This window comes from Pseudomonas sp. FP2196, assembly GCF_030687715.1.
Taxonomy (GTDB): domain Bacteria; phylum Pseudomonadota; class Gammaproteobacteria; order Pseudomonadales; family Pseudomonadaceae; genus Aquipseudomonas.
In genome coordinates this window covers 4,312,030-4,332,572 of record NZ_CP117445.1, presented here as the reverse complement: position 1 = coordinate 4,332,572, position 20,543 = coordinate 4,312,030, and the positions used below count along the sequence as shown (strand labels likewise).

The window sequence follows — 20,543 nt, the reverse complement described above, 5'->3', positions numbered from 1 at the left end:
CTTAATGCGTAATTTTTCGATTTCGCCGAGGGAAATGCTCGGTAGCTTGTGGCGCAATCGCAGCATGATAAGAGCTCTGGTGCAGCGAGAGGTTGTCGGGCGCTATCGCGGGTCTTTCATGGGGATTCTGTGGTCGTTCTTCAATCCGGTGTTCATGCTTGTTGTGTATACGTTCGTCTTCAGTGTCGTTTTCAAGGCCCGCTGGAGTGGCGGCAGTGATTCCAAGACAGAATTCGCACTCATCCTGTTCGCAGGGCTGATCGTGTTCAACCTGTTTGCCGAGTGCTTCAATCGCAGTCCGACGTTGATTCTCTCAAACGCCAACTACGTCAAGAAGGTGGTCTTCCCGCTGGAAATCCTGCCGTGGGTAACTGTGGGCTCTGCACTGTTTCATATGGTGATCAGTCTGATCGTGTGGCTGATCGCCTATGTATTTCTGTTTGGTACGCCGCATCTGACGGTCTTGCTGTTCCCGCTTATCATGTTGCCTCTGGTGCTGTTGATCATGGGATTGACTTGGGCTCTGGCATCGCTCGGGGTTTACTTGCGTGACGTCGCACAATTCATCGGGATCCTGACCACGGTACTGATGTTTCTCTCGCCAATTTTCTACCCGGCGAGTGCCTTGCCCGAAAAGTATCAACACTTGCTGATGTTGAACCCGCTCACGCCAACCATTGAATACGCACGCGAAGTGCTATTTTGGGGGCGGATGCCTGATTTCACTGTTCTTGGTATCTATTTCGCAGGCTCGATAGTGGTCGCCTGGCTGGGTTTTGCCTGGTTCCAGAAAACTCGAAAAGGATTTGCTGATGTCATCTGAGATTGCCATCAAAGTTCAGAATCTCAGCAAATGCTATGAGATTTACGACAAGCCACGTGACCGCCTGCTGCAGATGCTTAGCCGCGGTAGGAAGAAATATTGCCGGGAGTTCTGGGCACTCCACGATGTGTCGTTCGAGATCCGTAAAGGCGAGACCGTCGGGATTGTCGGCAAAAATGGCAGTGGCAAGTCGACGTTGTTGCAGATCCTCTGCGGGACCCTGAACCCTACCGGCGGTACAGTGGAAACCCACGGCCGGATCGCCGCGTTGCTTGAGTTGGGCTCGGGATTCAATCCTGAGTTCACCGGCCGCGAAAACGTCTACCTGAACGCAACGATCCTCGGTTTGAGCAAAGAGGAAATCGATGAAAAGTACGATGCAATCATCGAGTTTGCCGACATCGGCGAGTTTATCAATCAGCCGGTAAAAACTTATTCCAGCGGGATGCTCGTGCGCTTGGCGTTTTCCGTTCAGGCGCAGGTCGAGCCGGACATTCTCATTGTTGATGAAGCATTGGCCGTTGGCGATGCGAAGTTCCAGGCACGCTGTTTCGATCGCTTGAAAAAGTTGAAGGAGAATGGCACCAGCATCCTCCTCGTGACGCATTCAAGTGAACAAATCGTGACTCACTGCGACAAGGCATTCCTGTTGAATGACGGCGTGCAGTTAGAGCAAGGCGAGCCACGAAAGGTAGTCAATCGCTATCTGGATCTGTTGTTCGGCAAGACCCAGAATTCAGTTGTGACTGAGCTAGAGCCTACAGTCGACACGCTCGAAACCTACCACACTCCTGAGGGCGGGATGGACGTATTTGATACGCACCCTAACTACAATGCCAACGAGTATCGTTGGGGCGATCGTGCCGCAACGATCATCGACTTTCATTTAAGTGCGGACGGCCAAGAGTATCCCGTTGCAGTCGACACCGGATCGAAGCTCAAGTTGGCCGTGTTCGTCAGGTTTGATACCGATCTGGTTTGCCCTATCCTCGGCATGACCATCAAGACCAAGGAAGGAGTGACCGTTTACGGCGTGAACAGTGAAACGCTCGACTCTGCGGATTTCCGTGCTTTTGGCCATAAGGGCGAAATCGTCGAGGTTGAGCTGTCGATTGCCTGTGAGTTGGCTCCGGGTGATTACTTCATTTCCCTTGGCGTTTCGACCAAAAACGGTGAAGAGGTGACCCCAAGGGATCGCCGTTACGATTCTGTGCACCTTCAGGTGCGGCCGACAGACAAGTTTTTTGGGCTGGTAAATCTAGACTCGAGCATTCGTGCCAAAAAGGTTACAAATTGAATACTTTACTGACGCAAGCGGGCTATCAACTTAACGAAGAACTCAAGATCTGGTCGCGGCCGGATTACGCGAGTATCAATTACAGTGACGGCGATACCACCGAGCTGCGCATCAAGTACTTGATTGAGAAGGCGCGTGATGTCAGTGTTTTTTCCGATGAGCTGCGTGCGTGGTGCACGGATTGGCCGTCGCTGTATTACCTGTCTAGCACCCGGGCAAATTTGCTACGGGTGTTTGATGCCGATCTTAAAGGTGACGTTCTCGAAATCGGCGCAGGCTGTGGCGCGATTACCCGCTATTTGGGCGAGCAGGGCGGTAACGTACTTGCGCTTGAAGGCAGTGCGCGCCGTGCAAGCATTGCCCGGTCTCGCACCAGAGACTTGCCGAATGTGTCCGTGTTGGCCGAAACATTCGAAAACTTCCAGGTCGACAAGAAATTCGATGTCATCACGCTGATTGGTGTATTTGAGTATGCCAATTTGTTTGTCTCGGGTGAGAATCCGGGCGCGAACATGCTCAAAAAAGTCCGCTCGCTATTGAAGCTCGACGGCTTGTTGATCATTGCGATCGAGAACCAGCTGGGCCTCAAATATTTTGCGGGCGCACCGGAAGACCATGTTGTGACGCCGATGTTTGGTGTCGAGGGGCGCTATAACAGCACTACGCCACAAACTTACGGCAAACAGGCACTAGCCTCGCTGTTGTCTGGTGCCGGTTTTGCGTCCAACGAATTTTTTGCTCCATTTCCAGATTACAAACTACCGGTTTCGATTGTCACTGAAGAAGGGTTTGTCGACCCTGATTTCGATGCGGCGGCTTTTGCCTGGCAAAGCGCCCAGCGCGATCCGCAACTGCCTGAGCTGTGTACGTTTTCGCTTGAACTGGCATGGCCGCAGATCTGCAAGAATGGTTTGGGCATGGACATGTCCAATTCCTTCCTCATCGGTGCTTCGCCGGTGGCCCGCAAAACCCTCGATAATGGAACCCTTGCCGTTCACTTCAGCAGTGACCGTCGGGGGGGGTTCTGCAAGAGCTCGTCGTTCAAAAAAGGCGCCGATAACTCAATTCGCGTTCACTACGAGAAGTTGACCAATATTGCAGTAGAGCCTGCCGCAGACGCCATCGTCGACTTCAAGCTGACAGCGTCCGAGCCTTACATCAAAGGGCATGTACTCTCGACGAAGTTGATCGAAATCGTTAATGCACAAGGCTGGACTTATGCTCAGGTTGGCGAGTTCCTGAAAGGCTATGTGGCCATATTGAAAAATATCTCCAGCGGCCAGTCGGGCGCTGATGATTTATTGCCGGGACAACTTTTCGATGCCGTACCGCAGAATATTCTGATCGACCAGCAAGGCGCACCCCACCTGATTGATAAAGAGTGGTCGTTGACCGTCGGTTTACGGATCGAATTCTTGTTGTTCAGAGCACTGCGCCAATTGCTGGGTTCGGTGACTCGTTTCAGCCCAAGCGCTGACTTCGCCACCGCAACTTACAAAGAATTCGTGTTTGCAGCGTCAGCGGCAGCTGGCTATCCGATCGACGAGGAAGATGTTCGTCAGTTCCTGTCGTTAGAAGCTGCTGTGCAGAGCGCCATCAATGGCCGCGAGCCAAGTGAATTTCACTCCTGGGAAGAGGATCGGCAGGTTGTCGTTGACAACTTGTTGATGGCTTTCAACAAGACCCAGTCCGCCCTGGCGACCCAAGCGCAAGCGTTGGAAGCAGTTGGGCGCGAAGTTGAAAGAGTCCAGGCTGATTCCCAGCGGGAAGTCGAAAGAATTCAGGCTGATACTCAGCGGGTTCAATCCGAACTTGAGACTCTGCAGTCGGAACGCTACCGCTTGTCTGTTCGCTTGGCCGAGAGCCAGGCGGCCTACAATGATGTGATTCATTCGAACTCCTGGTTTATCACCAAGCCGATTCGGTTCGTCGTTCGTTCGCTGCGTAACGGCAAAAAGGCTTTTCGCAGTAATGTCGAAAGCTGCAAACGCGCGGCCACCGTCTACCTGCGTAACCAAGAGGTCAAGGCTCCGGTTTCCGCAGGCAAGAGTTACATCGTAGAAGCGCCAATCGCCCGTATCCGCTCCGTGACGGTGATCTTGCCGGTCTATAAAGGCATCGAGATGACCAGGCGATGCATCGAAGCCGCCATGCCGGGCATTCTCTCGATGGCGGGAGCAAAGATCATCGCGATCAATGACTGCAGTCCGGATGCCGGTATGCAGGACATGCTGCTTGAACTCGAAGCACAATGGCCGGACGTGCTGACTGTTTTGGAGAATCCGAACAACCTGGGATTCGTCAAAACCGTTAACCGTGGGATGCGCCAGGCCGGAGAAGCCGACATCGTGTTCCTGAACAGCGATGTGATCGTTCCGCAAAACTGGCTGGAACGGCTGACCGCAGAAGCCTACATTGCGCCGTATATCGGCACGGTTACCCCGTTCTCGAATAACGCGACCATTTGCAGCTTTCCGGCCTTCCTGTACGAAAACGAACAGGCCTTTGGACTGGATGTCCATCAGATCGACAAAGTATTTGCCGGGGCACGATTGCCAAATGTGAAGGCACCTACCGGTGTCGGGTTCTGCATGTACGTGCGCCGCGATTGCCTGGACGTCGTGGGCTTGTTGAATGAGGAAAAATTCGGTCGTGGTTACGGCGAAGAAAATGATTTGTGCCAGCGCGCGCTGAAGGCCGGCTGGTCCAACGTCATTACACCGAACCTATACGCGTTCCATGAAGGCGGCGTCAGTTTTTCCTCGACCAAGCAAGCATTGATCGAAAACGCCTTCAAAGCGATTGTCGAACTGCATCCGGACTATCACCTGGATATTCAGACGTTCATTGCCGAAGACCCGGTCAAGTTGGTGCGTGTCAACCGTCTGGTCCAGTTGCTTTCGACACTTGATCGTCCCAAGGTCCTGCAGGTTTCCCATGAGGCCGGGGGCGGAGTCAAACAGCATGTCGAAGAGCTGAGCGAAGCGCTTCAGGCGAATGCCTACAACCTCATCCTCAAACCTCGTAAAGGCATGGGCGCCATCTCTCTGTACATGGGCACATTCCCCGGCGCAGACGAACTGGTGTTCCATCTCCCGGAAGAGCTTCCGAAGCTGTTTGCCCTTCTCAAAGGCTGCGGTGTCGGATTCGTCCATTTCCATCACTCTCTTGGATTGCATCCGGCACTGTTCGATCTCCCGGCGCAACTGGGTACTGAATACGCATTAACGGTTCACGACTTCTATTGGCTTGGCGGCAACCCGACATTGACCAACGAGACGGGCGTCTATCCGGGCCAGTATTCCGATGATTTGCTCAATCCAGCGTTCCCTCTGCCGGAGGGTGTTTCGGCAGCCGCATGGCGCGAGCAATTGAGAGGGTTCATCGAAAGCGCGAAAACAGTCGTTTTCCCATCGGAGTACACACTGGCGCTTTACCAGCAGTACTATGCTTTGCAGCGTCCGATCGTGGCATTGCATGTCGAGGACAAGCGACCGGTGAGCTCTTCGGTGGCACCGATCATCCCAAAACCACGCTATACCGTGGGCGTGCTGGGTGCGCTGGGCAAGGAAAAGGGCGCGGATTATCTCGAGCAACTGGCTGCGAAAGCGAAGGCCGCAAACGCCCCCTTCGACTTCAAGCTGCTTGGCTTCGCCTACCGGGAATTGAACGACGTTTTCACCAGCGGGCAATACGACGCAGCGGAGCTCGCACGGTTGATCGCGGAGCATGATTTCGACTTGATCCTGTTTCCTGCGCAATGGCCGGAAACTTACAGCTACACACTCAGCTATGCGCTGGCATCAGGGCGGCCGATCATCGCGCCGGATATCGGTGCGTTCCCCGAGCGCCTGGCCAGCCGTGAACATACACTCGTCTACCCATTTGGCATCGAGCCTGTAGAGCTTCTGGAGGCAATGAGCACATTTGTGCAGTCTTCGGTTTCGGGGGGGCTAGTCCACGCGCCTTCGCATGCGCAAAGCCTGTTGAATCCAGATTTCTATGATGTCGATTATTTGCAACTGGTGAATAACGATGTTCCGCGTCAGCAACAGCCCGACTTCCTCGAACTCCCTGCCACGGGCGCTGCTGCGGCCGAGTACGAAGTGCCGTTGACCACCCGGGAAATTGTGCTGCTCGCTCTGTGGACGTTGTACCGCAAGCCTGGCATGCAGCGACTCAGCCGTTCGGTTCCATATGGTGTGCGTCAGAAAATCAAGAGAAAGCTCACCAAGCGCCCACTTCACGAAATAGTCGACCTGCACAAAAACTGAGCAGCTTGTTCCCCCTTGCCGCGCAGTTGGGGCTTCAGCGGCAAGGGGACAGATTATTTTTGACGCAATGTCGAATCAGAGATTTGCAAAGGAGCCGCTGGGCTTATGAGTAGCGTTTGGCTTGTGCCAGTGGTTTTTGCCAGTGCCTTCATTTTAACCGCGTTCTTGCGCCGTTATGCCTTGTCCAAAAGCCTTATCGATGTGCCTAACGATCGGAGCTCTCACACCATTCCAACCCCAAGGGGCGGAGGAGTGGCGATCGTCGTCACCTTTCTGACTGCACTTTGTCTGTTGTTCATGGCGGCGATAGTCCCGACGGGGCTCTTCTTGTCGGCGGCGGGGGCGGGGGCGTTGGTCGCGATCATTGGTTTTATGGATGATCATGGCCACATCGCTGCACGCTGGCGACTATTGGGGCATTTCGCCGCCGCTGCATGGGCACTTTACTGGCTGGGAGGCCTTCCGCCGCTGCATGTGTTCGGTCAGGTGATTAATCTGGGGTGGGCGGGGTCGGCATTGGCGGTTTTTTTTCTCGTCTGGATGCTTAACCTCTATAACTTCATGGACGGTATTGACGGTATTGCCGGTGTCGAGGCGGTCACGGTGTGCCTGGGTGCATGCCTGCTGTACGCGTTGGGTACCGATGCGCCGTTGATTGGTGCGCCTCTATTGCTCGCGGCCGCTGTGGGTGGCTTCCTGCTCTGGAACTTCCCGGCGGCACGCATCTTTATGGGCGATGCCGGAAGCGGGTTTCTCGGTCTGATTCTGGGTATTCTCGCGCTTGAGGCCAGTTGGCTCTCGTTCCAGCTGTTTTGGGGGTGGTTGATCCTGCTGGGAGTTTTCATCGTCGACGCGACGTTTACACTGCTGCGCCGTTTGCTGCGTGGCGAGAAGGTCTATGAGGCCCACCGCAGTCATGCCTATCAGTGTGCTTCACGTCGACATGGCAAACATTGGCCTGTCACGGTTGCAGTGGGTTTGATCAATCTGCTGTGGTTGTTGCCGATTGCCGTATGCGTAGCCCGATTTCAATTGGACGGTGCGGCAGGACTTGTTCTTGCTTATGTACCTTTGGTGATTCTTGCCTCCAAGTACCAGGCGGGCAGAGCGGAGCCGGCTTGAGTAGCGAGGTGCTGGCTTCGTAATGGCCATAATCTCGTTGTACTTACGTGGTAATATGCGCGCGCCGAATAAAGGTAACAGAACGAGTTCGCGTAATGACCGATTTTAAAAAGCCAGCAACAACACTTGGCGACATGGTAAAGCTGCGTGCTAACAATTTTGACTTGCTCAGATTGTGCGCAGCCCTGATCGTCTTGATTACCCACAGTTTTGCGCTCACGGGGAAATCTCCTGCAACGTGGTATTCCCTGTTTATGGGGTATGAGCCTGGAAGCCTGGCAGTCAGTGCTTTTTTTGCGATTAGTGGTTTTCTGATTGCGGGTTCTCTGGAGCGCCGTACGTTCTCGGAATACTGGCAGGCACGCGCCTTGCGCATTATCCCGGCACTGGCGGTCACCTCGTTCGTTTCCGCCTTGATATTGGGACCGATTTTCACAGCACTGCCGCTTGGTGAGTATTTCCAGAGCTCCGGCACCTATCGTTATCTGACCAATTCGATTCCGTATCAGACAGCCTTCGTACTACCGGGCGTCTTCATGGATGTAACCTATCCGCAGACGGTGAATGGTTCGCTGTGGACGATCCCTATCGAAGCGTTTTGCTACGTTGCGCTGGCTGCGATCTTCTTCGTCGGGCGTCGAACCTTCTCGCTGGTCGTACCGGTAATGGCGTTGATTTCGGCGTTCTTTGTCTGGTTGTTTTTCCATGGTCCCATCGCGCCGATCACGTTTTTCGGTACGACTGAGGTAATGCCTGTTCTGCGCTTCGGCTTGATGTTCCTAGTCGGTACCTTCCTCTGGAAGTACAAGGATATCGTGCCGTTCAAGGGCGGTATCGCCGCAATGTGTCTGGTTATCCTGTTGATCGGCTCACGATTCGGTTACACCAACCTAGCACTGTTCATTGCGTTGCCGTACTTGCTGATGTATCTGGCTTATCGTCGTCCGGTCTTCGTTGATGGCATGCGCAAGCTTGGCGATCTGTCTTACGGCACCTATCTCTTTGCCTTCCCGATCCAGCAAGCGCTGGTGTCGATCTCCCACAAGTCGATCAATGGCTGGTGGTTGGCAATTGCCGCCAGCGTGATCTCCATGGGGCTGGCGTGGTTCTCCTGGCGATACATCGAAAAGCCGGCGATGCAGTTTAAAAAGAAGTTCTCGACACCGGTGGTGCTTGAACGAGCAGCCTGATCAACAGGCATAAAAAAACCCGGATTGCCGGGTTTTTTTATGCCTGTTGATCGTCAAGAACGTGTTCAGTGGGCCGGTGTGTTGCTTTTCACAAACACAAGTTTGCTTAACACATAAGTCATCGGCAGCGTCAGTGCGATGGCTGCCAGTGGGGCCAGATATTCGGGAAGCGACAGCTTCTTGACCCACAGCCAGACAATCAAGACGCCCAAAGCGTATTGCGCCACGTACACGAACGGAAACAAAAGCGCGGATTTCAGCCCTTGATGCTCTTTGAATACGAAGAAACGACTGAGCATGAACGCCAGAAAAATCCCGCAGACGTAACTGATTGAGTAGCTCCAGATATAGGGTAGAAAACTCAATAGAACGAGATACAGAACGTAAGTCAGTCCGGTGTTGAGCCCTCCGGTCAGGAGGAATCGGACAAACTTGATCTCCAGCAGCTTTTTCAGATTCATTCTTACGAAACTGCCTGCTGTTTCTTCTCTATCAGGAATTGATCATAGTCACGGATGTAATCGTCGGCCATGTAGTGTTCCGAGGCGAATACCAGCAAGACGGCGTCTGCCGAATACTTGTACTGAATTCCCCAGGTCATCGCTGGCAAGAACAGGCCCAGAGTGTGGTTGTCCAGAACGAATTCCTGACGGTGCTTACCATTGTCGGCAACGACGTGCACTGTGCCTTTGACCGCTACCAGAAACTGGTGACATTCCCGGTGGGCGTGCTCGCCACGGGTTTCTGCCGTCGGAACGTTGGTCACCAGGAAGTAACGCTTCACTTCAAACGGCACATCCTTGCCGCATTCGCCAACGCTCAGGCTGCCGCGCATGTCGACGGCTTCCATCATGCGGTGCAAAGTAACGCCACAAGGGTAGACATCCGATTTGCCGACTTTCACCGGGTTTTCTACCAGTGCGCCATCGGTAGGCTTGGCATCGACATAACCGATGATTTTTGCCGGGTTGCCGACCACTATGGCATTGGGCGGAACTGACTTGGTGACCACTGCGCCTGCACCAATCATGGCCGAAGTGCCAATGGTAATGCCCGGCAGAATCGTCGAGTTGGCGCCGAGGGAGGCACCTTTACGAATAATGGTTCGGGCGAATGCTTCCGGATAGATTTTGCTGCGTGGGAACTTGTCGTTGGTGAATGTGACATTAGGTCCGACGAAGACATCGTCCTCGATGGTGATGCCGTCCCAGACTTGCACGCCGCATTTCAGCGTCACGCGGTCACCGATGATGACGTCGTTCTCGACGAACACGTTATCGCAGATATTGCACTCGGCGCCGACCCGGGCGTTCGGCAGCACGTGGGCAAAAGCCCAGATTCGCGAGCCGGCGCCAATAGTGGACGATTCACAAATCGCACGGTCATGAACGAAAAAATCCCGTGAATCACTCATTTGTTGGCTCCAAACTCAGCAACTTTCATAGGGATAGCCAGAGGGCGGCCTTTAGTGTTTTCATACGTGCGCCAAGCGTAAGAACCGATCACGCCCAGGCCGAGCAGATTGAGGCTGCCCAACAACGTGATGGTAAACAGCGTCATGGCATAGCCAGGCACGTCGATCAGGCCACCTAACTTGGCCAGAACGACACTGACGCCATAGAGTGCAGAAAGCGCCGAACCTACTGCGCCGATCCGGATCAATAATCGAATCGGCAGGTCGGTAAAAGAGAAAACGCTATCCATCAGGTAATTGACTTTCTTACGCAGCGTCCACGCGGACTTTCCGTGCTCTCGGGCCACTCGGGAATAGTGAACAACCTGACGACGGAAGCCGAGCCAGAAAATCTGGGCGATCAATGAGCTATGCCGCTCTTCAAGTTTCAGCAAGTTGTCACGAAACTCCAGATTGCAGCCGAACATGTCAACGCCGCCGGCCGGCATTTCCGGAATAACGTACCGCTTGTATAGACCCCAGAATGTTTTCGACGCCAGCTTCGACAGGAAAGGATCCTGACGGCTTTCGCGCACGCCCACGACAACATCGACTGGCTCGGTATTCAGGACGCGATTCATCGTCAGGACCAGGCTAGGTGGTTCCTGCAGGTCGGCAGCCATTACCGCGAAAGTCCGACCCTTGCCATACTGCAAGCCGGTTCTGATCGCCATGAAAGAACCAAAGTTCTTCGACAGTAGAATCAACTGCGATGCGAAACGTTGCAGTGGCAGGCTGTCGCGCAGAATTTCATACGAGCGATCCGGGCTTCCATCTACAACAAACACAACTTCCAGCGCTCCCTGGAGCTCGACATTCAGATTGTCGACAGCCTTCAACAGTGAAGGAAGTGATTCTTCGTTGCGATAGACAGGAATGACGAGCGAGAGCACGTTAAGTCCTCTGCTTGAAGTAACTTTCGACCACTTCAATGACGCGGTCTACTTGAGATTCCGTCAGCCCGGGGAAACAAGGTAAAGACACAAGTTGCGAGCATGCCGATTCGGTAACTGGCAAGTCGAATTGCTCGGTCAGCTTATAAGCCGTTTGCCAATGATCAGGTACCGGATAGTGAACATCGGTGCTGACGCCATGCTCTTTCAGATACAGGCTGAAGGCCTCTCTGTCCTTTACACGCAAAACAAACAAATGCGCGACAAAATCGCTGCCCAGGCTGACTGGAAGGGTGACCGGAAGACCTTTAAGACCCTCGGTGTATCGGCGAGCGATATACCGGCGCTGTTCGTTCCATTGATCCAGCAGAGGCAATTTCACGCGAAGAATCGCAGCCTGCATTTCATCGAGGCGGCTGTTACGGCCCTGAGCTGTGGTGACGTGATACTTGGTCGACCAGCCATACTGGCGAAGCGTACGCAAGCGTTCGGCGATTTCGGTGGAGGACGTAACGATTGCGCCGCCATCACCCAGAGCTCCGAGATTCTTCGTCGGGTAAAAGCTGAAGCAGGCCAGATCACCGAAGGAGCCACACTGTCCGCTGGATGATCTTGCACCATGAGACTGCGCGCAATCTTCCAGCACCGCTGCACCCGCCGCTCTTGCCATTTTTGCCAGTGTTTCGATTTCAGCAAGTTGACCATAAAGGTGAGTGACGATTACAACTTTGGCTGGCTTGGACAGTGCTTTTTCCAGCGAGGCCGGGCACATGGTCATTGAATGCTCGGCGACATCGACGTACACCGGTTCGGCGCCCACTGCACGAATGGCCGTGCTGCTGTAAAAGCCGGCATTGGCCACAGTAATCACACGATCACCCGGGCCTACTCCAAGCCCAAGCAAAGCGATCTCCAATGCTTCGGAGCCATTTGCGACAGAGATGCAATGCTCGACGCCTACATAGTCGGAAAATTCGCGCTCAAAGGCTTTGACCTCCTCGCCCATGATGTACCAGTGCCGATTGACCACCCGCATTAGGGGTTCGGAGAAGTCTATGCCTGCGTTCGCCGCGGCTGCAGAAAACAACGGAACGGTTTGATTCACTTCCATGATTTATCCAGAAAGATATGGCGGAGCACTTGATGATCGGTGAAATGTTACTACAGATGTTAACGCCCATGTCGGGCAATCCACCCTGTTCGTACGCAATGTGCGATGAATCAAAATAGCTGTTGTTCAACGTCTCGGCTGCATATCTGTTTGGCAACTGGAGCTCGGAAGGAGCTCCATTCGCAGGTAACGCTGATCGCTTCATTGATACTTTGCATGGGTGGGGTCGGGTTTTTCTGACAGCTTTATTAGGTAGACACCGTTATCCAGTCGAACAGAACCGGGCGCTGGCCAGACCGGCATATCCTTGAACTTGGGGGTCAGTTCTGTACGTATCTTAGGATGGAGCGCGAAGACATTGCTGAAACCGACCAGTTGCATGTATTTGAGCATCCGGTTGGCGTTGCCTTCATCCCAGTCGAAGAAGGAAGCGCTCATCGTCGAAGAGTCAGGGGACGGATAGCGGCTATTGAAGGAAAACTTTCCATATACATCAACCGGTGCCCTGGATTCTCGATCGAAATGAGGGTCGACCTCTGCTATCCGGGCATAGATGGCTTCTGCCGTAAGGCGGTCATGGGTCGTCGCCAGTATCGTGCTGGCAGCGTACTGGCTGTTGATCGTTACCATCTGGAAAATCAGTACTGAAGTCAGAATCAGGCCCAAAACCTGTAAAGAGCCGCGTTTTTCAAGAATGACCATGACGCTGAGCCAAGTGATGAACGACACGGCCAGCATGGAACGCATTGGGAGAAAGGCCCCCCCGGTAACAAAATGCAGCAGGAACGGCGACAGTAGCAAGGCGCCGATAAGCAGCAACATGCGAGCGGAGGCAATCAGCGTTTTTTGCGTAACAAGGAGTATTGTGGCAATACCGAGGATCACTGCGGAAATGAAGAAACTGACGCCGAAGCTTTGCACCGCTCCCGTATAGATCTTGAACATCTCATTGACGGTCAGCTTTGTGATCAGCAGTGGATTTGCAAGCAGTTCATCTATTTTGAGGAAACTGTCCAGGTAGCCGTAATTTACCGGGTAAAAATATTTTGCGACCTTGTTAAAAATCGCATACAAAATCAAACCGCTCAGAAATACGGCTGCCAATGCAGCTAATTTTTTAACTAGCGTTAACAAAGCCGTTGGTTGGTCGTCTGCCGTGTCTCTGGCGGCGAATATGATACTGCCGATAGCGACCACTAAATAAAACATTGCCAGCGACTGATAGGCGCCAATAGCCAGTGAGAGAAAAAAGCCGGCGCTGGTGAATTGAAGTATCTGGCCCCGATTTATTCGAGCGCTAAGGTTTAGACGTGAGGTGATGTATACAGCGATAGACAGACACATTACTCCAAACCCGGTGGAAGGCAGGTTTGAGTAAAACTCTCCAATAAACCACCAGATTGGATGTGCGACAAATGCACAGTAAGCTAACGTCGTAATCCAACTGAATTTCAGGCTGTGAGCACGTAATATAACCATATATGACGCGGCGAGACAGATATAGAAGAACAGGTTCGGAGCAAAAGGTAGAACCGGTAATGGGAAGATGAATTTCTCTACCAGAAATGCAGTCCACCGCCCGTCCGAGATCCAGACTGAAGGATCCGTGCGAAAAGCCCCGACCTCGTCGTCCACCGACAAGAAGAAACTGCTCATGGGAATCAGGTTAAGAAGAATTCCGACGCCCAGCAGTGCTGAAAACTCTGTTGGCGAGAAACCGTCTCTCTTCAGCACGCCTTTCAAGCGTGCGATCCAGCCACTTTCCCGTTGTAAATATTCAAGAATAGCCGTGTGCCAGTTGATCCATATGACGATAGCCAGTGCAATCAATGCACCCAAGGTAAAAGCCATACCCACTCTTACTTTGTCCAGATGTGCACTGTCTATGTGAATGTTGATCTGTGGGTCTGTTGATCCAGCCGGCGCAATAAAGAAAGTTCGGTTGTTGCGAATGCCTTTTTGTAGCTGAAAAGAGGGGGTCACATTCTCCATCGGGATCACTGAGCGGTAGACGAGCAAGTTAATACTCACCGATGTCAGATAGAAGTCCCCCGCTTTTTCGAGTGGGTCCCAGCGCAGGTCATCGTCATACACTGGCAGGCTGAACTGAAATGCAGTGCGGGACCCATCCAGTTTTGTATAGGAAGAGTTTTGCTCGGTATAGGGGGAGAGTCGTTTGTAGAATAATTGTGACTTTTCAGCAGGGAATTCAAGGGTTTCGATTTTTAGCTTCGGCGTCAATATCGGACTTTTCAGAAGTAACCAGGATAATGCCAACGTCAGGATGACGACCAGCGCTGTCCATTTTGCAAGCGTCTTTATATTTATCCTGAACCCGTTGTGCATAAAATGTGCTCGCTTCCCTATACTTTCTGATTGTTAATTTCCCGGGCGCGTAAGATACGACGCTCAGGTTGTGTAACTGCCGATGTCTCGCGCAGCCCTGAAGCGGGCCGCAGAGGCGCCCGGGAGTATACTCGCTCGTCAAGGCCTGTCGCAGTAGCACGCCAGGTACAGTCGATAGAATTTCTTCCGCTGAACGGAAAAGTAGCTGATGTGGTCTGAGTAATTGAAATCGAGTACATAGGTTGGCAAACACGTTGACCGACCTATTCTTTTTTCTGTAACGAGTGTCCCCATCTCCGTACAATGTCAACCGCCGATTCAACCATAGGGAGCAGGCCAGATTGGTACAGGGGAGTATGAACAGAATGCGCGAATTTTTGCTGGGATTGCCGCGTCGCCAGAAGCGATTGATTCAAGTGTTGACTGACGTATGCCTCGTCTGGCTTGCGCTGTGGCTGGCGTTTATTGTCCGCCTGGGTATCGACGAGATGGTCAATCCGTTCAAAGTGCACTTGTGGCTGTTCATCTGCGCTCCCATTGTGGCCATTCCGCTGTTCATCCGGTTTGGCATGTACCGCGCAGTCATGCGCTATTTCGGCAACGACGCACTGGTGGTGATCATCAAGGCGGTCAGTTTGTCTTCATTGATTCTGGCGCTGGTGGTGTACTGGTACAGCAATCACGAAGCCGTCGTACCGCGCTCAATCATTTTCAATTATTGGTGGCTGAGCCTCGTGATTATTGGCGGCCTGCGTTTGTGTATGCGCCATTACTTCATGGGGGACTGGTTCACCGCAGCCCAGCATGTGCCGTTCACCAATCGTGACGACGGGCTGACCAAAGTAGCAATTTATGGGGCAGGTGTTGCGGGTAATCAGTTGGTTGCGGCACTGCGTATGGGCAGGGTAATGCGCCCGGTCGCCTTTATAGATGATGACCCGGGTATCTCGGATCGCTCGATTTCCGGCCTTCAGGTCTACAAGCCCAAGCATATTCAGCAAATGATCGACATGACCGGTGCGCAGGAAATTCTCCTTGCGCTGCCGTCTTCCACACGTGCTCGACGCAGGGAAATCCTCAATCTGCTCGAGGGATTCCCGTTACACGTGCGCAGTGTTCCCAATTTCACTGATCTGGCCAGCGGACGAGTGAAGGTCGAAGACATTCAGGAAGTCGATATTGCCGACTTGCTGGGACGCGATGCAGTACCGGCTCAGCCTGAACTGCTGGAGCGCTGTATCAAAGGCAAGATTGTCATGGTTACCGGGGCAGGGGGATCAATTGGCTCTGAACTGTGCCGACAGATCTTTTCCCTGCAACCGACCACCCTTCTGTTGTTTGAACACAGCGAGTTCAACCTCTACAGCATCCTTTCGGAACTGGAGCAGCGTGGCTGTCGCGAGTCGGTACCCGTCAAGCTGCTGCCGATCCTCGGTTCGATCCGTCATAAGGACAAGCTGCTCGACGTGATGAAAACGTGGAAGGTCGATACGGTTTACCATGCTGCAGCTTATAAACATGTACCGATGGTTGAGCACAATATCGCTGAAGGTGTTCTGAATAACGTTATCGGCACCCTCAACACCGCACAGGCGGCACTGCAGTCTGGCGTATCGAACTTCGTATTGATTTCTACTGACAAGGCCGTGCGTCCGACTAACGTCATGGGCAGTACTAAGCGTTTGGCCGAGTTGACCCTTCAGGCTCTCAGCCGTGAGATTGCGCCGGTATTGTTTGGCGACAGTTCCAACATTTCTCGTGTCAACAAAACCCGCTTCACGATGGTGCGTTTCGGCAATGTGCTGGGTTCTTCCGGTTCGGTGATTCCGTTGTTCCACAGCCAGATCAAGTCCGGGGGGCCGCTGACTGTTACCCATCCGAAGATCACTCGCTACTTTATGACCATCCCCGAGGCGGCACAGTTGGTGATTCAGGCTGGATCAATGGGGCAGGGCGGTGATGTGTTCGTGCTGGATATGGGAGAGCCAGTCAAGATTGTCGAGCTGGCGGAAAAAATGATCCACCTTTCGGGATTGAGCATTCGCTCTGAACGCAATCCACAGGGGGACATATCCATCGAGTTCACCGGATTGCGTCCAGGTGAAAAGCTCTACGAGGAGTTACTGATCGGCGAAAACGTTGCGGCCACTCCGCATCCGATGATCATGATGGCCAATGAGGATCATCTACCTTGGGAAGTGTTGAAGGTTAGGCTAACCAATTTGCTGGCGGCGGTTGATGAGGATGATTACTCGCGCGTTCGCCAGCTATTACGCGAAACCGTCAGCGGCTACACCCCCGACGGCGAGATCGTCGACTGGATCTACCAGGAACGCCGCATCGAGCCCTGATTGTTTCACATTCTGTAACGCACACATTTTTGACATGCGCCAACCATCACCTACTTTTGAGGAGCAGCTTCGGAAAAGCTGCTTTCTCAAATGATGATGGAGCGTCACTTATGCGTACCGGTTACTTCTACTCCTTGGTTTTTGCCTTCCTCACCAGTGCCTCGATTGCTGCGATTGCAGCGCCCGTCGCGCCGTCGGAGCCCGTTAAGGCACCGATCGTGATGGACGCTGCAGTATCTTCCCAAACTGCGAAAATCAATCTCAATGAAGCCGACTCGGCGACGCTGCAAAAAGAACTGTCAGGTGTAGGTGAGGCCAAGGCCAAGGCGATTGTTACGTATCGAGAAACAAACGGGCCGTTCTCCTCGGTCGATGAGTTGCTGGAAGTGAAGGGGATCGGCAAGGCGATCCTGGATCGCAATCGCGATAAGCTGGAAGTGAACTAAGCTGATTGTTCAACGCCAAGGGGCCGGTCATTGACCGGCCTTTTTGTTTTTCGGGTAACGCGTTTGCCTGGGGAAACCAAGAGCACGCTCGTCTGACAATTAAAAATTACGTCTATCATATTGCTGTAAGATTATGCCTATAATAATTCCCACGCGCTCTGCATCAAAAGGATTCAGAGGCGATCCCTCAAGCATTTCAGGAGTACGGTCATGAATTCTGTTGCAGCCCAAGGTACGGCTCTTGTCACGGGTGCATCGTCCGGTATCGGTGCGATTTACGCTGAGCGGTTGGCAGCGCGTGGGTTCGATTTGTTGTTGGTCGCCCGTGATCTGGAGCGCCTGGAAAATGCCGCGAGCCAGTTGCGCGAGGCTCATGGCGTTCAGGTGGAAGTGATGAAGGCGGATCTGACGAAAAAGGATGACGTACTCAAGCTGGAGCAGCGTCTGCGCAGTGATTCGAGCATCAGCCTGTTGGTCAACAACGCAGGTGTTGCGGCTGATGGTCTGTTGGCCAACGCCGATCTGGAGAATCTGGAGCGTCTGATCCAGCTCAATGTCACTACGGTCACCCGACTGGCATCGGCCGCTGCGGCGAGTTTCGCCAAGGCGGGTCATGGCACGATCATCAACATTGCCTCGGTTGTTGCGCTGTTTCCTGAGCGCTTCAATGCCACTTACAGCGCCAGCAAAGCTTACGTGTTGAGCCTTACCCAATCGCTGAATGCCGAACTCGACGGCACCGGGGTCAAGGTGCAAGCGGTGTTGCCCGGCGTGACCCGCACGGAAATCTGGGAGCGCTCCGGGATCGACGCCAGCGGTATTCCTGCGGAAATGGTGATGGAGGCCGGCGAGATGGTGGATGCAGCGCTGGCCGGTCTGGATCAAGGTGAACTCATTACCATCCCGTCTTTGCCGGATGCAGGCGAGTGGCATGCTTTTGTCGCCGCGCGTCACGTGATGGCACCGAATCTGTCGCGCAGTTCGGCTGCCAGTCGTTACAAATAAGTTCTTCTGAATCGGTGAGAGGTATACGCGGTATGGATCAGCGTCGAGTAGTCGTCACGGGCATGGGCCTGGTATCACCTTTGGGCAGCGGCGTCGAAGTCGTTTGGCAGCGTTTGCTGGCCGGGCGTTCGGGATTGCGCAGCCTGCCGGATGCGGTGGTCGCTGATTTGCCTGCGAAAATCGGTGGTGCGGTGCCAACCCTGGAAGAGGATGCCGAGGCGGGGTTCGATCCTGACCGTGCCACGCCGCCTAAAGAACAGAAGAAGATGGACCGCTTCATCATGTTTGCCATGGAGGCGGCCCGACAGGCGCTGGAGCAAGCCGGTTGGCATCCAAAAGAGGGTAGAGATCAGGAACGCACCGCGACGATCATCGGTTCCGGTGTCGGCGGCTTTGGTGCCATAGCCGACGCCGTTCGCACGACTGACAGTCGCGGCCCACGACGACTGTCGCCCTTTACCATTCCATCCTTTCTGGTCAATCTGGCGGCCGGCCACGTGTCGATTCAGCACGGTCTCAAAGGTCCATTGGGCGCGCCGGTAACTGCCTGCGCCGCCGGGGTGCAGGCAATTGGAGACGCTGCGCGAATGATTCGGGCCGGTGAAGCGGATATCGCGGTGTGCGGTGGGGCGGAAGCTGCGATTGACCGGGTCAGTCTGGCGGGTTTCGCCGCGGCACGAGCGCTGTCCAGCGGCTATAACGACACCCCGGAGCGCGCCTCACGTCCATTCGACAGCGGTCGTGACGGCTTTGTCATGGGCGAAGGGGCGGGCCTGCTGGTGATTGAGTCGCTGGAACACGCTTTGGCACGCGGTGCGAAACCCTTGGCAGAATTGGTTGGTTACGGCACCACCGCCGACGCCTATCATCTGACTGCCGGGCCTGAAGACGGCAGTGGTGCACGGCGTGCAATGGAGTTGGCTTTGGTTCAGGCCGATATCACGCCGGATCAGGTGCAGCATCTGAACGCACACGCCACTTCCACACCGGTGGGTGATCTTGGTGAGCTGGCAGCAATCAAAAGTGTGTTCGGCTCGCAGAACAAAATCGCCGTGACCTCGACCAAATCCGCTACCGGTCATCTGCTCGGCGCTGCCGGTGGGCTCGAAGCGATCTTCACGCTGTTGGCGATACGTGATCAGGTGGTACCGCCGACGCTCAACTTCGACAACCCCGATCCTGCCAGTGAAGGCGTGGACATCGTCCATGGCCAGGCCCGATCAATGCCGATCGAATATGCATTGTCCAACGGCTTTGGCTTTGGTGGGGTGAATGCCAGCGTGTTGTTCAAGCGATGGCAGGCTTAGCCTTCTGCTTGCTTGAGATGGTCGCGGGTGATGTCGAGAATGCGTTGCGCAAACTCGGCATCCGCGACACTGCGCGACAACAATAGCGCGCCAACCAAAGTCGACATGATGACGATGGCCCGTTCGGCGCTGTTGTCACCTTGCAGGGTGTTCTCGATCTGGCTCAGTCGCGCGTTGAGTACGATGTCGCTGGTTGGGCTGGGTTGTCCGCGCAGTCCCAGTTCCGAAGAGATGGTCAGCAGGGGACAGCCTTCATGAGGGGATGTCTGATGCCATTCTGAAAGGTAGGTGTCGATGAACACCTGCAGCGGATTGTCTTGCGCAAAAATTTCAGCGCATAACCCATCGACTTGATCGCTTGCCTCTTGCAGTGCCTTTTCAACCAACTCGTCTTTGGATTTGAAGTGCGAATAAAAGCCGCCATGGGTCAGTCCCAGGGCTTTCATCAAAGGCTGCAGTCCGGTTGCGCCGATCCCGTCCTTGCGAAATCGTGCCGACGCTTCCTTGATAATGCGCTGATGTGTCTGGGCTTTATGATCCTGCGAGTAACGCATCGGGAACTCTCCGCAACAATGCCGCCATCTTAACCAAGGAAAATTAAATGGTGACTGTACTTCTACTTCTAAAAAGCATGCGGAAACGCCGATACGGATCTGAAAAACAAACCCCGCCAATCAGGCGGGGTTTTTGTTAACGATCTTGTGCTTCTTTTGCATCCATTTCCGCGTTGCGTTGCGCAACGCGCTTACGTTCTTCATCGGTCAGTTCGACCTTGTTGGCGGTGTCTCGCAACATCATCAATCCGCCAACGATCGAGCCGATTGCAACAACCAGAATCAACCAGGCATACCAAGGCATAACGGCTCTCCTTAAAGGCAGATCGGTGGGCGAGGATTGCGCCGTGAACCGCTGCATACAACTTTTG

Annotated in this window: 16 protein-coding genes; 9 read left to right on the top strand and 7 right to left on the bottom strand. The window is 53.8% G+C overall.

Annotated features, from left to right (window positions below; translation table 11 throughout):
* The first annotated feature begins 4 nt into the window (after positions 1-4).
* The 5 genes from PSH79_RS19325 to PSH79_RS19305 all read left to right on the top strand — a co-directional run bounded on the left by PSH79_RS19325 (position 5) and on the right by PSH79_RS19305 (position 8,706).
* Complete coding sequence (locus PSH79_RS19325; protein ID WP_305439048.1) at positions 5-823, top strand: ABC transporter permease; 819 nt, start codon at positions 5-7, stop codon at positions 821-823.
* Positions 810-2,120, top strand: coding sequence for an ABC transporter ATP-binding protein (locus PSH79_RS19320; RefSeq protein WP_370872674.1), 1,311 nt, complete (start codon positions 810-812; stop codon positions 2,118-2,120). The genes PSH79_RS19325 and PSH79_RS19320 overlap by 14 nt, the downstream gene beginning before the upstream one ends.
* A complete protein-coding gene (locus PSH79_RS19315) occupies positions 2,117-6,394 on the top strand; it encodes a glycosyltransferase (protein WP_305439046.1) in 4,278 nt (1,425 codons plus the stop codon). The genes PSH79_RS19320 and PSH79_RS19315 overlap by 4 nt, the downstream gene beginning before the upstream one ends.
* A 105-nt stretch (positions 6,395-6,499) precedes the next feature.
* Positions 6,500-7,516: a glycosyltransferase family 4 protein gene (locus PSH79_RS19310; protein ID WP_305439045.1), complete on the top strand. Its 1,017-nt coding sequence runs from the start codon at positions 6,500-6,502 to the stop codon at positions 7,514-7,516.
* 95 nt (positions 7,517-7,611) lie between these two features.
* Positions 7,612-8,706 (top strand): acyltransferase, encoded by a 1,095-nt coding sequence (locus PSH79_RS19305; RefSeq protein ID WP_305439044.1) that lies wholly within the window; start codon positions 7,612-7,614, stop codon positions 8,704-8,706.
* Positions 8,707-8,771: 65 nt separating this feature from the next.
* On the opposite strand, the gene PSH79_RS19300 is transcribed toward PSH79_RS19305, so the two are convergent.
* The 5 genes from PSH79_RS19300 to PSH79_RS19280 all read right to left on the bottom strand — a co-directional run bounded on the left by PSH79_RS19300 (position 8,772) and on the right by PSH79_RS19280 (position 14,509).
* Complete coding sequence (locus PSH79_RS19300) at positions 8,772-9,167, bottom strand: GtrA family protein (protein WP_305439043.1); 396 nt, start codon at positions 9,165-9,167, stop codon at positions 8,772-8,774.
* Between the two features lie 2 nt (positions 9,168-9,169).
* Complete coding sequence (locus PSH79_RS19295) at positions 9,170-10,120, bottom strand: WxcM-like domain-containing protein (protein WP_305439042.1); 951 nt, start codon at positions 10,118-10,120, stop codon at positions 9,170-9,172.
* A complete protein-coding gene (locus tag PSH79_RS19290) occupies positions 10,117-11,052 on the bottom strand; it encodes a glycosyltransferase family 2 protein (RefSeq protein ID WP_305439041.1) in 936 nt (311 codons plus the stop codon). Before PSH79_RS19290 ends, PSH79_RS19295 begins: the two co-directional genes overlap by 4 nt.
* Position 11,053: 1 nt before the next feature.
* The gene (locus PSH79_RS19285; RefSeq protein ID WP_305439040.1) at positions 11,054-12,163 is read right to left on the bottom strand and encodes a DegT/DnrJ/EryC1/StrS aminotransferase family protein; all 1,110 of its coding nucleotides are present in this window, start codon (positions 12,161-12,163) and stop codon (positions 11,054-11,056) included.
* Positions 12,164-12,364: 201 nt separating this feature from the next.
* Entirely contained in the window at positions 12,365-14,509 is a 2,145-nt protein-coding gene (locus PSH79_RS19280; protein WP_305439039.1) for a glucosyltransferase domain-containing protein, read from the bottom strand.
* A 356-nt stretch (positions 14,510-14,865) separates the two neighbouring features.
* On the opposite strand from PSH79_RS19280, the gene PSH79_RS19275 reads away from it, so the two are divergent.
* From PSH79_RS19275 to fabF, 4 genes are all read left to right on the top strand, one after another.
* The gene (locus PSH79_RS19275) at positions 14,866-16,860 is read left to right on the top strand and encodes a nucleoside-diphosphate sugar epimerase/dehydratase (RefSeq protein ID WP_305439038.1); all 1,995 of its coding nucleotides are present in this window, start codon (positions 14,866-14,868) and stop codon (positions 16,858-16,860) included.
* 110 nt (positions 16,861-16,970) lie between these two features.
* Positions 16,971-17,306 carry a ComEA family DNA-binding protein gene (locus tag PSH79_RS19270; protein ID WP_305439037.1) on the top strand — a complete coding sequence of 112 codons (336 nt, stop codon included), beginning with the start codon at positions 16,971-16,973 and terminating at the stop codon, positions 17,304-17,306.
* A 210-nt stretch (positions 17,307-17,516) separates the two neighbouring features.
* Complete coding sequence (locus tag PSH79_RS19265) at positions 17,517-18,311, top strand: SDR family oxidoreductase (protein WP_305439036.1); 795 nt, start codon at positions 17,517-17,519, stop codon at positions 18,309-18,311.
* Between the two features lie 32 nt (positions 18,312-18,343).
* A complete protein-coding gene (fabF, locus tag PSH79_RS19260; protein WP_305439035.1) occupies positions 18,344-19,618 on the top strand; it encodes a beta-ketoacyl-ACP synthase II in 1,275 nt (424 codons plus the stop codon).
* Here the strand turns inward: fabF and PSH79_RS19255 are convergent.
* Positions 19,615-20,172: a TetR/AcrR family transcriptional regulator gene (locus PSH79_RS19255; RefSeq protein ID WP_305439034.1), complete on the bottom strand. Its 558-nt coding sequence runs from the start codon at positions 20,170-20,172 to the stop codon at positions 19,615-19,617. The two genes, fabF and PSH79_RS19255, sit on opposite strands and share 4 nt — an antisense overlap.
* Before the next feature lie 136 nt (positions 20,173-20,308).
* Positions 20,309-20,476, bottom strand: a complete 168-nt coding sequence (locus PSH79_RS19250; protein WP_103305695.1) for a DUF2897 family protein — start codon at positions 20,474-20,476, stop codon at positions 20,309-20,311.
* Between the last annotated feature and the right edge of the window lie 67 nt (positions 20,477-20,543).

Bases quoted from the DNA above. Each gene is read 5' to 3' on its own strand.
- PSH79_RS19325 (WP_305439048.1), top strand. From the start codon at position 5: ATGCGTAATTTTTCGATTTCGCCGAGGGAAATGCTCGGTAGCTTGTGG.
- PSH79_RS19310 (WP_305439045.1), top strand. From the start codon at position 6,500: ATGAGTAGCGTTTGGCTTGTGCCAGTGGTTTTTGCCAGTGCCTTCATT.
- PSH79_RS19305 (WP_305439044.1), top strand. From the start codon at position 7,612: ATGACCGATTTTAAAAAGCCAGCAACAACACTTGGCGACATGGTAAAG.
- PSH79_RS19300 (WP_305439043.1), bottom strand. From the start codon at position 9,167: ATGAATCTGAAAAAGCTGCTGGAGATCAAGTTTGTCCGATTCCTCCTG.
- PSH79_RS19295 (WP_305439042.1), bottom strand. From the start codon at position 10,120: ATGAGTGATTCACGGGATTTTTTCGTTCATGACCGTGCGATTTGTGAA.
- PSH79_RS19285 (WP_305439040.1), bottom strand. From the start codon at position 12,163: ATGGAAGTGAATCAAACCGTTCCGTTGTTTTCTGCAGCCGCGGCGAAC.
- PSH79_RS19280 (WP_305439039.1), bottom strand. From the start codon at position 14,509: ATGCACAACGGGTTCAGGATAAATATAAAGACGCTTGCAAAATGGACA.
- PSH79_RS19275 (WP_305439038.1), top strand. From the start codon at position 14,866: ATGAACAGAATGCGCGAATTTTTGCTGGGATTGCCGCGTCGCCAGAAG.
- PSH79_RS19270 (WP_305439037.1), top strand. From the start codon at position 16,971: ATGCGTACCGGTTACTTCTACTCCTTGGTTTTTGCCTTCCTCACCAGT.
- PSH79_RS19265 (WP_305439036.1), top strand. From the start codon at position 17,517: ATGAATTCTGTTGCAGCCCAAGGTACGGCTCTTGTCACGGGTGCATCG.
- fabF (WP_305439035.1), top strand. From the start codon at position 18,344: ATGGATCAGCGTCGAGTAGTCGTCACGGGCATGGGCCTGGTATCACCT.
- PSH79_RS19255 (WP_305439034.1), bottom strand. From the start codon at position 20,172: ATGCGTTACTCGCAGGATCATAAAGCCCAGACACATCAGCGCATTATC.
- PSH79_RS19250 (WP_103305695.1), bottom strand. From the start codon at position 20,476: ATGCCTTGGTATGCCTGGTTGATTCTGGTTGTTGCAATCGGCTCGATC.